The 14928-nt window shown below is 45.6% G+C and carries 12 protein-coding genes; 6 read left to right on the forward strand and 6 right to left on the reverse strand.

Going from position 1 to position 14928, the window contains the following annotated elements; translation table 11 throughout:
- Positions 1-63 precede the first annotated feature (63 nt).
- Complete coding sequence (locus tag ACX0G9_RS16560) at positions 64-2448, forward strand: ABC transporter permease (RefSeq protein WP_459066050.1); 2385 nt, start codon at positions 64-66, stop codon at positions 2446-2448.
- Positions 2449-2515: 67 nt separating this feature from the next.
- Positions 2516-3073 carry a sugar O-acetyltransferase gene (locus tag ACX0G9_RS16565; RefSeq protein ID WP_459066051.1) on the forward strand — a complete coding sequence of 186 codons (558 nt, stop codon included), beginning with the start codon at positions 2516-2518 and terminating at the stop codon, positions 3071-3073.
- Between the two features lie 4 nt (positions 3074-3077).
- On the opposite strand, the gene ACX0G9_RS16570 is transcribed toward ACX0G9_RS16565, so the two are convergent.
- From ACX0G9_RS16570 to ACX0G9_RS16580, 3 genes are all read right to left on the reverse strand, one after another.
- Positions 3078-4589 carry a RagB/SusD family nutrient uptake outer membrane protein gene (locus ACX0G9_RS16570; RefSeq protein WP_459066052.1) on the reverse strand — a complete coding sequence of 504 codons (1512 nt, stop codon included), beginning with the start codon at positions 4587-4589 and terminating at the stop codon, positions 3078-3080.
- Positions 4590-4613: 24 nt separating this feature from the next.
- The gene (locus ACX0G9_RS16575) at positions 4614-7727 is read right to left on the reverse strand and encodes a SusC/RagA family TonB-linked outer membrane protein (RefSeq protein ID WP_459066053.1); all 3114 of its coding nucleotides are present in this window, start codon (positions 7725-7727) and stop codon (positions 4614-4616) included.
- A 510-nt stretch (positions 7728-8237) separates the two neighbouring features.
- On the reverse strand, positions 8238-8795 hold the full coding sequence (locus tag ACX0G9_RS16580) for a DinB family protein (protein ID WP_459066054.1): 558 nt from the start codon (positions 8793-8795) through the stop codon (positions 8238-8240).
- Positions 8796-9223: 428 nt separating this feature from the next.
- On the opposite strand from ACX0G9_RS16580, the gene ACX0G9_RS16585 reads away from it, so the two are divergent.
- The 3 genes from ACX0G9_RS16585 to ACX0G9_RS16595 all read left to right on the forward strand — a co-directional run bounded on the left by ACX0G9_RS16585 (position 9224) and on the right by ACX0G9_RS16595 (position 12085).
- Entirely contained in the window at positions 9224-10282 is a 1059-nt protein-coding gene (locus tag ACX0G9_RS16585) for a glutamine synthetase beta-grasp domain-containing protein (protein WP_459066055.1), read from the forward strand.
- Between the two features lie 186 nt (positions 10283-10468).
- Complete coding sequence (locus tag ACX0G9_RS16590; RefSeq protein ID WP_459066056.1) at positions 10469-11206, forward strand: 3-keto-disaccharide hydrolase; 738 nt, start codon at positions 10469-10471, stop codon at positions 11204-11206.
- Positions 11207-11311: 105 nt separating this feature from the next.
- Positions 11312-12085 carry an SDR family oxidoreductase gene (locus ACX0G9_RS16595; RefSeq protein WP_459066057.1) on the forward strand — a complete coding sequence of 258 codons (774 nt, stop codon included), beginning with the start codon at positions 11312-11314 and terminating at the stop codon, positions 12083-12085.
- Positions 12086-12117: 32 nt separating this feature from the next.
- Here ACX0G9_RS16595 and ACX0G9_RS16600 read toward each other — a convergent pair whose 3' ends face one another.
- The 3 genes from ACX0G9_RS16600 to ACX0G9_RS16610 form a co-directional block, all read right to left on the reverse strand.
- Positions 12118-12825, reverse strand: coding sequence for a peptidase associated/transthyretin-like domain-containing protein (locus tag ACX0G9_RS16600; protein WP_459066058.1), 708 nt, complete (start codon positions 12823-12825; stop codon positions 12118-12120).
- Between the two features lie 147 nt (positions 12826-12972).
- On the reverse strand, positions 12973-13404 hold the full coding sequence (locus ACX0G9_RS16605) for a hypothetical protein (RefSeq protein WP_459066059.1): 432 nt from the start codon (positions 13402-13404) through the stop codon (positions 12973-12975).
- A gap of 140 nt (positions 13405-13544) precedes the next feature.
- Positions 13545-13973: a hypothetical protein gene (locus ACX0G9_RS16610; protein WP_459066060.1), complete on the reverse strand. Its 429-nt coding sequence runs from the start codon at positions 13971-13973 to the stop codon at positions 13545-13547.
- Between the two features lie 152 nt (positions 13974-14125).
- Between ACX0G9_RS16610 and ACX0G9_RS16615 the strand changes: the two genes are divergently transcribed.
- Positions 14126-14926, forward strand: coding sequence for a helix-turn-helix domain-containing protein (locus ACX0G9_RS16615; protein WP_459066061.1), 801 nt, complete (start codon positions 14126-14128; stop codon positions 14924-14926).
- The last annotated feature ends 2 nt before the right edge of the window (positions 14927-14928 follow it).

Genomic DNA, 14928 nt, shown 5'->3' on the forward strand with positions numbered 1-14928 from the left:
TGTAGGCTATTTCTACCCTATTCACCAAACTCTTCCATAGCCAATAACTTAAAATCAGCCGTTATGATCAAGAACCTTCTGCAGGTTGCCCTACGTAATTTCAAAAGAGATAAATGGTATAGTCTGCTTAATATCCTGGGCCTAACCATTGGTATTACGTTTGGGGTGTTTTTGATCTTCTATATAAAAGACGAGCTGAGTTATGACCGGTATAATAAAAAAGCAGACAGGATCTACCGCATCAACTCTTATATAAAAGAGCCGGAAAAAGAGACGATGAACTGGGCAATTTCCCAATACCCCCTGGCCCCTACCCTCCAAAAGGATTTTCCCGAAGTAGAAGAAGCCGTCCGTTTTGTACCCGGCGGCAAGACGATGTACAAAAACGGGGATGTCCGTTTTTTTGAGGAAAAAGTGTTTTATACGGACAGCAATGCCTTCAGGGTCTTCACCCATCCTTTCCTGGAAGGTGATCCCCAAACTGCCCTTGTCGCTCCCAATTCCATGGTGCTGACCAGATCTGTCGCAGAAAAATATTTCGGCAGGAACAATAGTTTCGTTGGCAAAACCTTAAAGAACGACAAAGGAGAAATTTTCAAGATCACCGGTGTGGTAAGGGATGTACCAAAAAATTCTCATCTTATTTTTAATATGCTGATCTCGGCCAGTACCTTACCCAAAGACTATGGAGGCGGTTGGGGAAATTTTAATATCTATACCTATGTCCTGCTGAAGGCCAATGCGCAGCCAGCCGCCTTTGAGAAAAAGCTTTTACCCATGTATGACAAGTATATGGGCCCCATTTTTGCACAGTACAATATCAAGATCCGTTATGGCATTCAATCGGTTCCCTTAATTCATTTGCACTCCGATATGGCCAATGAACCTGAAGAACTGGGCAGTGTCTCCTATATCTATATTTTTTCTGCTGTGGCCTTATTCATGCTGCTGATCGCCTGTATTAATTATATGAACCTGGCTACTGCCCGCTCGGCCAGAAGGGCCAAAGAGATTGGTGTCCGCAAGGTGACCGGATGCACCAGATCCCAACTGATAGCCCAATTCCTCATCGAGTCCACATTAACGGCAGTATTTGCCCTGCTGCTTAGCATTGGCTTCATTCTTTTGTTCCTGTCTACCTTTAATACGCTTTCCGGTAAGTTCATTACTTACCAGACTCTGTTGGAACCCGCCACCATCCTGATCTTACTGGCTATTATTTTATTTGTGGGTCTGGTAGGCGGAAGTTATCCTGCCTTTTATCTTTCCAAATTCAACCCGATCGACGTGCTGAAAGGCAGTCTGGCCAAAGGATCCAGCAATGCCACTCTTCGCAGGGTATTGGTGGTGATCCAGTTTTCCATCTCCATGTCCATGCTGATCTGTACCTGGGTGGTTTATGGCCAGTTAAAATATCTTCGAAATATCGACCTGGGTTTTAATAAGGAACAGGTGCTCACGATATCGGCCAATTCCAGAAAAGATATAAGAAGTAATATTCTCGCTTTTAATAATGAAGTAAGGAAGAACCCGGGAGTCGTTTCCGCCAGTACGGCCGAGTCCATTCCCGGAGGAGGAATGAATTTTAATCTGTTCTCCGTAGAATCCCAAAAAGGGTATGTAGAAAAAGGAGTAGATGTTTACGGAGCCGATGAGCACTACTTCAAAACCCTGGGGATACAGGTAAAGACCGGCAGGAATTTTTACGGTCTGTCTGATACCTTAAGAAGTATTATGGTGAACGAAAACATGGTCAGGTATTTCAAATGGGATAATCCAATCGGCAAAAAGGTCAGGTACCCCGGAGATACCAGTAAATTCTACCTGGAAGTGGTTGGTGTGGTAAAAGATTTTAACCAGAAATCCCTTTACAACACCATCGCCCCCCTGATCATTTTTTACCGGCCCAATAATACCAATATACAGCTAAAACTTGCCGCTAAAAATATTCCCGGTACCATTGCAGAAATTGAAAAGACCTGGAAAGCTAACTTCCTGGATCTTCCCTTTGCTTATACCTTTCTGGACCAGGATTTTGATTCCCAGTATGCTGCCGATCAGAAAAGAGGTAAGATCTTTACGGCCTTTTCCGTATTGACCATCCTCATCACCTGTCTGGGTTTACTCGGGTTGATCGCCTTTACCACCGAACAACGGCAAAAAGAAATCAGCATACGTAAGATCCTGGGTGCCGGTGTCGGTCAGATAATTCCCCTGATCACCCGGAATTTTGTGTTTCTGGTGGGAATTTCCTGTCTGATTGCTTTCCCTTTCTCTTATTTATTCATGAGTAAATGGTTGAAGATCTTTCCCTACAATACCGGTTTGCGGGTCACGCCTTTTTTGTTGTCGGCGCTTACAGTATTGATGATCACCTTGTTGACGGTAACTTTTCATTCTCTAAAAGCGGCCTTTACCAATCCTGCAGAAAGTTTGAGAACGGAGTGAGGGAATCCTTAGTCCGAATTTTGGTACCTTTAGTATAGTAGATGGAATCTAAATCCCATATTCGTTTATGCAATCTGAAAAGGAAAAGATGCTTGCCGGTGAGTTGTACAAACCATTTGAAGCCGTGCTGACAGCCGAAAGAGCCCTTGTGAAAGAACATATCTTTGATTACAACCAATTACGACCTTCACAAACCGAAGAAAAAAAACAGATCATCAGGAATCTTTTCGGGAAGGCCGGCAAGGATTTTAATATTGAACAACCCTTTTATTGTGATTATGGATACAATATCCATGTCGGAGAAAACTTTTATTCGAATTTCGGTTGTACTATTCTGGACGCAGCTCCTGTACGTTTCGGAGACGATGTATTGCTGGCTCCGAATGTGAGCATTTATACAGCAGGACATCCTCTGGATCCCGGACCTCGCCAGGCCGCTCTCGAGTACGCTTATCCGGTGACGATAGGAAATAATGTCTGGATCGGTGGTGATGTGGTGATCCTGCCTGGAGTCACCATTGGTGATAACACAGTGATCGGTGCGGGCAGTGTGGTAACTAAAAGTATTCCGGCAGGGGTCCTCGCTGTCGGGAACCCCTGCCGGGTTATACGTAAAATAGTTTGATTCTTTATTTATACAAATTCGGGTTGTTTTGTTCCTCCGCCTGTGGTATAACAAAAATATAATTTGGGCTATTCGGTACGAATGGCGTTCCATCCGCAAATTTGAGTACCGTATGATATTTGGCGGGCACCTGCTCCGTTGATCCATCCGGCAGGGTTACGGTGACCTGTATAGGGTTACCACCGGCATCCGTATAGGATTTCCGGACAACGCTGGCCTGTGTACGGATGATATCAGACAGGCTGAATCCTTCTCCCCACAACTCCTTTCTTCTTTCTACCAGGATCGTATCGATCACATTCTGCTGGGTTTGACCCAGGGGATCAAAAGGGTCGGCATTTCGGGCAGTTCGCAGGGTATTCAACGCAATGACCGCACCCGTCAGGTCGTTAGCCCTGGCATCTCCTTCCGCCTCGATCAGGTAAGCCTCTGCTGCACGCATCAATACAATATCGCCAGTTTGGTTCTGGATGGACCCGAACCTGAATTTTTTGTATTGTAAGTACCCTTCGATTCCCGGATCGCCATCCCAGCTGAATAAGGTTTTCCGTATATCACCGGAACTGAATAATTCCATAAAATGCGGATCAGCCATATAACTGTAATACCCATCACCGTAAGTTACATCCAGAAAATTAAAACTATAGCTGCCATTGCTTTGGGTTGTGATCTCGGGATGCCCCCAGATCCACTCATTATTATTGACGTTATTGAAACCCGTAGTATAATCTGCCGGGCTCATCAGGGTATAATTCTGACGGGCCGCGATCGCAGCCTGGGCCGCAAGCGCCCATTGACCGGTATTGAGATAAGTCCTGGCCAGCAACCCTTGCACTACATCCTGATCGATCAGGTATTTGGCGGTTCGCTGGTAACCCTGCAGCAAGGGCGAAGCCTGTGTAAGATCCGAAATGATGAGCTGGTAGATCTGTTCAAGACTTGCCGTCGCATGACCTGCAGTCGTATCGCTGGTTGGCAAGGTATAGATGGGAACTGCCCTGGCCTGCGGATCCTTCAGGTAAGAGAACTGGTAAAAAGAGGCCAGTGTAAGATATATCTGGGCCCGAAGTGCCAATGCCTGCCCTTTTAATACTTGTTTGGCCGTATTATCACCTTCTACTTTATCAACATGCGCAAGGATGATATTCATATTGTTGATGATCGTATAGAACTCCGACCAGAATGCGCCCACCCGGTATTGGGTCTTGTCATTCATCTGCGTAAATGCATAGGTCGTTTTGAAACCATACCTGGTCCGGATGACGGCTACGTCACTGCCCATGGCATCGCTGGTCAGGGAAACCGATTTAAATCCCGGGTTGGAATAGACATCGCCATAAAAATCATCCATCATGGAAGCCCAGGTCCCCTGGTAAATGGTGGACAGATTGGTGACATTCTGAAAAACAAGATCCCCGGGAACCGAATTGGTAGGCTGTGTATCCAGTTGTTTTTTACAGGCTGCCAGCGTAAACAGGAAAACGGACAAGTATAGTATTGTGCTGATCTTTTTCATCGCAACGATTTTTTGGTGTAAAAATTAGAGACCCAGTTGAAGCCCGACGGAAAGGGTCCGCATGGCAGGATATTGAAAATAGGTGGTCCCGCCGACAGCCTGTTCCGGATCCATCCCTTTATGACCGAAGAAGGTCGCAAGGTTCTCCCCGGTCACATACAGTTTTATTCCGTTTCCGCTCCCTTTTGGACCCCACCAGGCCGGAGTGGGCAACCTGTAGCCCAGGGTCAGATTCTTCAGACGCGCGTAACTCGCGTTATACAGGAACCGGGTTGAGCTGGAGTTGGAGGCCCATCCCAGGTCATCTGTCGTCATACGGGGTACATTGGTGTTGGGGTGCTCCGGTGTCCAGCTGCTGAGCAATTCCTTACTCCAGGAATGACCGGGACTTGCGCCTCCGGTTAGCATGGATACGATATCACCGTCCAATATTTTGCCTCCCAGGCTATACGAGAAAAGGAAGGACAATTCAACGCTTTTATAACGGAATGTATTGGTGATACCTCCGAATACGGTGGGTAAAGAACTTCCTTCATAATATTGTGTCCCATTACCATACACGGTAGTAGTCTTCTTTTTGCCCTGGTTGTCCGTTGTATACCAGAGAGGGTTACCCGTTGCCGGATCCACACCCGCCCATTCGCGGATAAAAAAATCATATATGGATTTACCGACCATCAGCTTTTTGGTGCCGCTTATGATCTCCTTTTGCGGCAGCGAGGTGACCTCATTTTTATTATGGCTCAGGTTCAGCTCGATATCCCAGCGAAAATTCCCAGTATTGACCGGAACGACATTCAGAGTAAGCTCTATTCCCTTATTCCGGAGCGTCCCGATATTAGCATCCACGGAACCGAAGCCGGTAGAAGAAGCCAGGGGTTTTGAATAAAGCAGGTTCTTGCTGGTGCGGATATAATAATTCACTGTACCGCTCAGCCGGTTGCCGAACAATCCAAAATCGAGGCCAGTATTGAAGTTCAGGTTACTTTCCCATTTCAGGTCAGGCGTTGGCAGACGCGAGGCAAGGACCCCGCCATTTCCCAGGTTATTATTGATCCTGTATAAAGCCTGGTAGGCATAATAATTCTTAAGCCCGTCGCTCCCTATGAGGTTATCATTGCCGGATGCACCATAACTGGTTTTCAGGGTCAACACGTTCAGCCAGGACCATGATTTCAGGAATGCCTCGCTGGCAAGACGCCATCCTGCTCCTGCGGACCAGAATGTTCCCCAGCGTGACTGCGGGGAAAAACGGGAAGACCCGTCCGAACGCAGGGAGCCGGTCAGGTAATACCGGTTCAGGTAATTATACTGTGCCTGTCCAAAAAAACTCAGCTTATTATAATTATCCGCATAACCCGAATAACCTCCTATCACGGATGCCGCTACCGGTTCATAAAGACCGGGAAGGACAAACCCCGAGCTGTTTCCTCCCTGTTCATGAAAGGTAAAGGAATAATATTCATGCCCAGCTAGCAGGTCCAGGTGATGTCCCCCGTTAAAGTCATGGTTCCAGGTCAGGATATTATTCCAGGTATAGGACAAGGTCCTTTGGGTTTTTTCGCTGATCGTACCGCCGACGGATGCACTGCCTCCAAAAGCCGGGTTGGTATAATATTGATCATTATAATTTACATAATCGATATTATAGGTCGTCTTGAATACAAGTCCCTTTGCCAGGGTAGCCTCCAGAAAAGACCTGGCCGAAGCATTCTCTCTTTTTAGTTCCGATTTATCCAAATCGGTCGTTCCCACGAGATTCTCCAGGCGAAGGGCAGATTGAGGGCGGTAGTCGCCATAGTCGAACTGTTTTTGACCGGCGGCATCCAGTTTATACGATCCATCCGGATTGATCTGGTAGATAGGATAAAAACTGGGTATGGTACGACCGAATAGGACGACATTATCGGTCCTGGAATCTGAAGAAGGCGGATATTCCTGCACTGTACTTGCCCCGCTCACGGACAGCCCGGCCCGAAGCCAGCTTTTAGCCTGAATAGTCGTATTGGCGCGGAGATTATAACGGCGGAAACCTGTTCCCAAAAAAGCGCCGTCGTTATTGAGATAACCACCGGAGATATAATAGGTGCTTTTATCGCTACCTCCGCTGAGGCTAAGCTGTGCCTGGGTGTATTTTGCGTTCTGATGCATGGCCTTCTCCCAGCTATTGTCCCATAAAGGATGAGCGCCTTCCGGGATTTTACCGTCCGTTCCTACCGGTTGCGGATAAGTTGTACCATACGGATTGATGGCCAAATCACTGACTACATTCTGGCTGGCTTCCTGTGCCGCCTGGTCCGCCGGCAAACCATTGGTCAGCGCTTTGTTCCGCAAAGCCTGCCAGTACAATTGAAAATACTGATCGGTATTGACCTGTTCGTAATCTTTCACAGCCCGACCGCTCCATCCCTGGTTGAGGGTAACATTAATGGAAGCATCTCCTGTTTTTTTTCCTTGTTTGGTAGTAATGACGATCACGCCGTTTGCGGCACGTGACCCATAGAGATTGGCGGAGGTTGCGTCTTTGAGGACACTGACGGACGCAATGTCAGCGGGATTCAGCGCATTGATATTACCGTCATAAGGCGCGCCGTCTACTACGAAAAGCGGATCACTGGAAGCATTGATCGAACCCGCTCCCCTGATCAACAGCGTAGAACCGTTGCCGGGTTGTCCATTCGATGAAGTGGTTTGTAAACCTGCTACCAGGCCCTGCAAGGCATTACTGATATCGGGTGTCTGACGGTTGTTGATCTTATCCGCAGATATCGTGGATACGGCACCGGGATAGCCGGATCTTTTTACGGTCGTATAGGCTACGGTGACCACTTCATCCAATAGTTTGTTGGAGGGATTAAGCAGAATGGTCACCGTATCCGAGCGGGTTTCTATTTCCACCGATTCTCTACCGATATAGGATACCGATAACAGATTTTTTCCGGGACCCGTCTTTATCGAAAAACGTCCATACGCATCGGTATTGACCCCTCCCCCGGATCTGTTCAGGACAATGGTGGCGCCGGGAAGAGGTTGGCGGTTTTCAGCAGAAAGGACAAGGCCTCTTATCAAATGTGTTGACTGTGGAAAAACCCACAAAACAGAAAACAATAGCAGGGTGCTAAGGATACTTTTAAGCATACTTTTTGGTTAAGTGTGATGAATCAGTTGACAGTGACTGATCATAGGGAACGGATAGAAGAGGAAAAATTGCCGGAAGCGAAATTGGGAGCTAAAATTACGAAGCACGTCAGACCTGCACAATTCCTTTCGACCAATCGCACAATTAGTTCAATGCATGAGGGGTATTCTTCAATGTTCTATATTTTTTGTATACCTCTTTATTTTTTTCCCAAATTCAGATGGCAGCAATTAAATCAACATGACAGCAATCCATGCGTAAGGCGGGTACCCGGCTATGGAATAAAAGCAAAAGTAAATAGTCCATTAATTTAATAGACTATTTATTTATAAAAAAAGGACCACCTTATTATAAAGCGTTATAAACGGACAAAGGCAATGATTACCGGCAGGGAGTATCAATGATTAAATTTTATCCGATACGGGGGAAAATAAGAACGGAGGAAATAGGGGAAATAAAAAAACCAATCCCTGTTTAGACATTGGTTTTTATCAGCAAACTATTCAGGTTTAGAATAATTTTTCACCCGGAGGTCTGATTCCCAAAAGCCGGATGTAAATAGTAGCCTGTCCGCGGTGATGGGTCTGATGTTCGAACGCTTTCATCATCATGGCGAATCTGGTTTCCTCAAAAGTGCGTAGCTTCTTTTTTTCGCCCCATTTATTTACGTCGGAGTTTTTTACCGCATTGATACAGTAATCATAACTTGCGTTTACATAATATTGTACGGAGTCTTTTGTCTGTGCTCCCGGACTGTGTTCCAGGTTGGCCATGACAAAAGCAGGAGGTTGCATATCGGATGCATTAGACATGAGAAAAATATTGCCTTGCGAAAGATGGAGCATTTGCTGTGCAAAACTGCGGATACTGTCAACAGCCTTAAAGGAATATTTATCAGCAGGCATGGCATTCAGGTAATCTGCCGTGTAAATCTTCGCCCTTTCCCAATCTTTTACCAGTTGCGTCCTGATCTCTTCTGAACTGATGGCCTGACAACGTGCAGACATATTCAGGACCGTCATAAATACCGGAAGGCAAAAAGCCATTCTCAAAAGCGTCTTTTTCATATAGCAAGTTTTAGGCATACAAATTACTCAAAAAAAGGATACTTGCGCTAATTAGCCATATTAACCTAAGGCCGGGACCCGTAAAAGACCTGGCAGCCAGCGGATGGGCAGTCTATCGCTGAGCTTCCATCATATTAGTTAATTTTTTATACGTTTATTTTTACCTCTAAAAATGAATAATATTATTTTTAATAGTGTTTTATTTATTTTTATCGAATTTTTGAAAGATTTGACCCATTTATTAGCCTTAAATAGTCATATTAAAACTTTATCGTATTTTTCATTAATAAATATTTCTCTACTTTTGTTAGGTAATCATGTCGAAATAACTCCAATCTCTTACCTGAATACCGCACCCTTTTACCAGATCTTATTTTATAGGTATAATATTATAAAGGACCATTTAATCATCATAAAAACAACGAAACATGGCAACTGCTAAATTAGAGTATATCTGGCTTGACGGCTACCAACCCATTCAGAGCTTGCGTAGCAAGACAAAGATCGAAAAGAATTTTTCCGGCAAACTGGAAGATGTTTCCATGTGGTGTTTCGATGGTTCCTCGACCGAACAGGCCCCGGGCGGCTCTTCGGATTGTCTGTTAAAACCTGTTTACCTGGCAAAAGATCCCCAACGCAAGAACGCCTACCTCGTTATGTGTGAGGTTCTTAGCCCTAATGGCCTCCCCCATCCCAGCAATGGCCGGGCTTTGATCGAAGATGATGATAACGATTTCTGGTTTGGTTTCGAACAGGAATATTTCCTGTGGAATTCCGAAACCGATAAACCTCTTGGATTTCCTGAAGGCGGTTTCCCAAGACCCCAGGGGCCTTATTATTGTTCGGTAGGTGCCCAAAACGCTTATGGCCGTGCCATGGTGGAAGAACATCTGGATGCCTGTCTCGATGCAGGTCTGAATGTTGAAGGGATCAATGCCGAAGTAGCTACCGGTCAATGGGAGTTCCAGATCTTTGCCATGGGCGCCAAAGAAGCAGGCGACCAGGTATGGCTGGCCCGTTACCTCCTGGAAAGGATTGGGGAAAAATACGGCATCTCTATTAACTGGCATTGTAAGCCTTTGGGCAACCTGGATTGGAACGGCAGCGGCATGCATGCCAATTTCTCCAATACTGTCTTAAGGACCTGCGGAAGCAAAGAAACCTTCGAGAAGATCTGCGAAGCTTTCCGTCCTGTAATACAGGAACATATCGAAGTATATGGCCCGGATAATCACCTCCGTCTGACCGGTAAACACGAAACGGCCGCGATCGACGAATTCAAATATGGCGTATCAGACCGCGGTGCGTCCATCCGGATCCCTATCGGTACCACCGAAAGAGGATGGAAGGGATGGCTGGAAGATCGTCGCCCCAATAGTGCAGCAGATCCATACAAGGTAGCAGCACGTATCATTAAAACGGTAAAAACCGCCGATCTGGAAGAAGTGGAGATCGATGAATTTTCCGCTATAAGCGTAACAGCCTAAATAAAAGGTTAATCCCGATAAGAATAAGGCCAATAAGCATAAGGCTTATTGGGAAGGGAAAGAATAACTAGTTTATTCTTTCCCTTTTTTTTTGGCTGAAGATGTTCCAACTATTTTACCTGGTTTTCAAATCTTACTCTACTTTCGGGGTATAATCTACTCTCCAAACCCAGTAATCAATTCATTATGAAAAAACAGCATTTTTTATTCGCCTTTACCCTGATGTTAAACCAGTTTGCCATGGGGCAGGCTCAACCGGAAAAACAAACTCCGGAATCCACCGAGATCTGGTCCCCAGTGCCAAGGGTGGTAACTCCGGGCAATCCCCCATCCGACGCCATTGCCTTGTTTAATGGAAAAGATCTTTCGGGCTGGAAGACTGCCAGTGACGGCAGCCTGGCAAAATGGCAGGCAAAAGATGGTGTCCTTACCGTTCAAAAGGGAGGAGGTGACATCCTTACGGAAATGACCTTTGATGATTTTCAATTGCATATCGAGTTCAGAACACCGGCCGAAGTAAAAGGTGACGGACAAGGCAGAGGAAACAGCGGGATTTTTTTACAGGGCATCTATGAATTGCAGGTGCTCGATAGTTATAATAACCGCACTTACTCCAATGGACAGGCCGGTTCCATTTATAAACAATCTATGCCCATGGTCAATGCCTGTATGAAACCCGGCGAATGGCAAACTTATGACATTGCTTTTACCGCTCCTAAATTCAACAAGGACGGGATGATGGTCATTCCCCCCTATGTGACCGTCTTTCAAAATAACATTCTCATCCAGAATCATACTGCGATCAAGGGTCCTACCCCCTATGTAGGTTTACCCGAGATAGTCCCCCATGGCAAGGGTCCCTTGAAATTACAGGATCACGGTAATCCAACCAGTTATAGAAATATCTGGGTCCGGGAGATCTAAAGAGCTATTATTCAGCCTATCCCGGCCGGTATTTTCCGGCAAATAACCATATGGGAATATTGGCCGGGATTTTGTATTCCTCTTCCGGTAGATAAAACCAATTCTATGAATTTACATCGGGCAAATGTGGTAGTGACAGGTGGAAGTGATGGTATAGGATTAGGTCTGGCCATGCGTTTCCAGGCAGCAGGTGCGAATGTGCTGATAACAGGCCGTGACCCGGGGAAGCTGGAAAAAGCGGCTGAAGCGTTTCCGGGTATGCGGACTTATGTAAGCAATATCAGTGACCCGCTGCAACGGGAGGCGCTGGCAAAATATATCCGTACAACCATGCCTGATCTTCATGTCCTGGTGAACAATGCAGGGATCCAGCGGCGTATATCCCTGGCAGAAGATAATGCTCCCTGGGCAGAGCGCCAGGTGGAGATAGACACTTTACTTTCGGGCCCCATTCATTTAAACTCGTTATTAGTTCCCCAGATGCTTATCCATGGTCAGCAGTCTCTGATTGTAAACGTCACATCCGGAGGGGCATTCATACCCCAGGTATTTGCTCCGGTTTACAGCGCTTGTAAGGCTGCCCTACATAGTTATACGATGGTGCTGCGTCATTCCCTGGCCAATACGCCGATAAATGTAGTAGAGTTGATTCCTCCTTCTGTTCAAACCTCGCTTGCCGGTCCGGGAGCATCACAAGGAGCAGCCCTGGAGGATTTTTGTAATGAAGTATTTCCCAAACTGACGAAAGAAGGAATTACAGAAGTGGGATTCGGACCTACAGCCAATATAACACAGGAGCTTTCCGGTAAACCGCTCGATACCGTGTTTAAGGTTAGTGCTACACGGTTCCAGGTCATCACGTATGCTTCGGAATCGTAGGAAGATCATATCCTGAAAGATAAGCATGGCTCTCATTTTCCATGATCCCTTCGCCATGCTTCTGAGAAAACCTGTCCCCAGTCCCGGATATATTCGTAGAATTCATAATCGGTCTCAAAACTCCGGACCCGGGCATAACTGGGTCTGTACAAACGCATGAAGCTATCCAGCGCAGGTGACTGCAATCCGGTTATTTTTCTTACCAGGGTCTTTTTAAACCGGTAATCTACATATTTATCCTGTTCTTCGTCGATCAGTCGTTGCTGGAAGGCCAGCATCCTTCGGTTACGCCTGGGATTAAGGAGCATATCGAAGTCGATGCCCACACCTACTCCTCCGCTGCGCCCGGCCTTGGTTTCCTGCAGGTAATTTGCCCCATAATCGAAAATTTTCTGATACTCCTCCCGGTTTTGCAGGGAATCGGAACGATAACTATGTGGCCGCACATAGGCGGTTGGTAAGGAGTCGATGGCCACCTGGATGCTCATATCCAGGGGAAATCCGGGAGCAAGATCCTTTACGGGAATTTTAGCAGTGGCCCTGCCCAGATAAGAGAAGGAAATGGAATCGCGGGAGAATAACCGGATATGATAATGACCCGCAGAATCCGTAACGGTGCCTTTTCCCGATGAGCCCATTACACTTACTTCCCGCAACGCAAACCGCTGGGTACGGTCATATACCGTCCCTTCTATTTCAATTTGTCCGGAAACAGCCTGATGGAACAGGAATAAGAGCAAAACTAAACAGGTCCTTTGTAAAAATCGCGAGCGGTCCATTAGCTCAGAAAGCTAAGGCATGAAAGATATATAATATGCCGGGAATGGCTACTTTAACAATTCATTATTAAAAGGTGGGAACCAAAGGCCAAAATCATCTATACCTGTTTACAGGCCTTTAATGGCGGAAATCAATTTATCGGCCTCAGGTTGAAGGAAATTGGTAGACTCCCCTTCCCCGGAGGTAAGAAGGTACCATACCCCTTCCTTTTTCACATCCATCCGTTTGATGGTAAACTCCTTAAATTTGGCGGCATCGCCTGTGGATCCATTCTTTAAAGCAGAAAGACCCTTTTGGAAATATTTTAACTGGCGCAGATCGCCGAATTTGATAGTCGTCATATTCACTTCTTTGGTGTATTGCAGATCCCGGAATTCAAGCATGTAAATGGTATCTGATTCCTTTACGATCCGTTGCAGGGTTACAGGCCAGATACCGGTCCGCAATTCAACCAGGTTGATCGTGGACGTATTGGTAATGGTAAATTGCGCCTTTGCTAAACAAGGTATGAATAAGGATAAAAAAATAAGCTTTTTCATATCGGTTGTACTTTTCTAGGGTATTGAAATATTTAGTTTTAAAGGTATAAACTTCTGATTCTAAGATTAATTGATCTTCAACTGTTTGTAAACTTCTTAGAACGGATAAATGCGATATTTATTGTGGAAAAGTCCTTTTATTAAAGTCCTTTTATTGTTTTGGTCATCATATCGGCCTCCGTCTGCTGGAAATCAGTCAGGCCATACTTATCCCTCAGGATATACCATGTACCTTCATTTTTTTTATCCGCCCTTTTTAAGGAATAAGTCTTGAAGCGGGCAATATCCCCGTTGTGGCCCGTTTTCAGGACAGTTAAGGCCTGTTCAAAGTATTTTAATTGTTGAAGACCCGGAAAGGGAAGCGTGTCCATGACTACTCCGCTCATGACCTGCTGATCACGAAACATCAGTAAGTAGGTGGTATCCCTTCTGTCAATGTACCTGTCCAGGTTGATAGGCCAGTCTCCTGCACGTACTTCCAGTAAATTTTTTGACTCGGAAGGATTGGCGATAAATCCCGCCAGACTGGCGAACGGTAATAATAAGGCGCTGAGAAGTAGTTTTTTCATACGAAAATTGGATGCTGCAATATAAAAACATAAATTTAGAAATGCAATAAAGGAGCCCGGATTTTATTGAGCAAACTTTTTTGTTCCCCGATTGTTATTTAACATTTGTGATTTGCTTTCAACTTATTATCACTAAATGAGTATTTCCTAAAATGATCGAGACGTTTACCTTCAGCAATCATCCTGACGTCAACAGCCCGCGGCGCCTGATGAATTATGTACTTATCTGGTGTTCGGAAGGATCGGCTACAGTAGTTGTCGATGAAAAAGAACTGACCGTAAAAAGAGGGGAGGTATTAACAATCACATCCGGGCAGGTCCACTATTTTAAGGGATCGGATAAGGCCGAAGGGGTTATCCTGGAATTCTCGCTTGACTTTTTTTGTAAGGATGATTCCGATATTGAACTGATCTTTCATAATGGCTTGTTTTGTCATTTCGCTATGAACGAAGTTATCCCGGTCAAAGATCATGAGCTGATGGGGAAACAGCTCCTGCTCATTGGGGAAGAACAGCAGCAACAGCCCTACCAATATCTTATTTCTATTCAATCCCGGATCAAACTGATCCTGATATCTATCAACAGGGCAAAAGTCGAACGCGGGGATGAGATATGGAAACCTGATGCGCTGTTCCTGAAATTCCTGGAATTGGTAAGGGCTAATTTCGAACACAATTATACCCTTGCTCAAATGGCAACTATGCTCGGTACCACCGAAGCAAAACTCAACGAACAATCCAAATTGCATACAGGCAGGACCGCCCAGAGCGTAATCTATGGACTGATCGCTTCAGAAGCTAAACGTCTGCTTACCTATCAAAACCTTTCCGTAAAAGAGGTTGCCTATTCCTTAGGATTCAACGACCCGTTCTATTTTTCTAATTTCTTTAAGAAACATACCCTCGTCTCGCCCAAATCCTACCAAAGCAAATATGCACTGCTGCAAGTTTAAAG

This window comes from Flavitalea flava (assembly GCF_054461575.1).

Coding starts and splice junctions, on each gene's coding strand:
- ACX0G9_RS16560 (WP_459066050.1), top strand. CDS start 64: ATGATCAAGAACCTTCTGCAGGTTGCCCTACGTAATTTCAAAAGAGAT.
- ACX0G9_RS16565 (WP_459066051.1), top strand. CDS start 2,516: ATGCAATCTGAAAAGGAAAAGATGCTTGCCGGTGAGTTGTACAAACCA.
- ACX0G9_RS16570 (WP_459066052.1), bottom strand. CDS start 4,589: ATGAAAAAGATCAGCACAATACTATACTTGTCCGTTTTCCTGTTTACG.
- ACX0G9_RS16575 (WP_459066053.1), bottom strand. CDS start 7,727: ATGCTTAAAAGTATCCTTAGCACCCTGCTATTGTTTTCTGTTTTGTGG.
- ACX0G9_RS16580 (WP_459066054.1), bottom strand. CDS start 8,795: ATGAAAAAGACGCTTTTGAGAATGGCTTTTTGCCTTCCGGTATTTATG.
- ACX0G9_RS16585 (WP_459066055.1), top strand. CDS start 9,224: ATGGCAACTGCTAAATTAGAGTATATCTGGCTTGACGGCTACCAACCC.
- ACX0G9_RS16590 (WP_459066056.1), top strand. CDS start 10,469: ATGAAAAAACAGCATTTTTTATTCGCCTTTACCCTGATGTTAAACCAG.
- ACX0G9_RS16595 (WP_459066057.1), top strand. CDS start 11,312: ATGAATTTACATCGGGCAAATGTGGTAGTGACAGGTGGAAGTGATGGT.
- ACX0G9_RS16605 (WP_459066059.1), bottom strand. CDS start 13,404: ATGAAAAAGCTTATTTTTTTATCCTTATTCATACCTTGTTTAGCAAAG.
- ACX0G9_RS16610 (WP_459066060.1), bottom strand. CDS start 13,973: ATGAAAAAACTACTTCTCAGCGCCTTATTATTACCGTTCGCCAGTCTG.
- ACX0G9_RS16615 (WP_459066061.1), top strand. CDS start 14,126: ATGATCGAGACGTTTACCTTCAGCAATCATCCTGACGTCAACAGCCCG.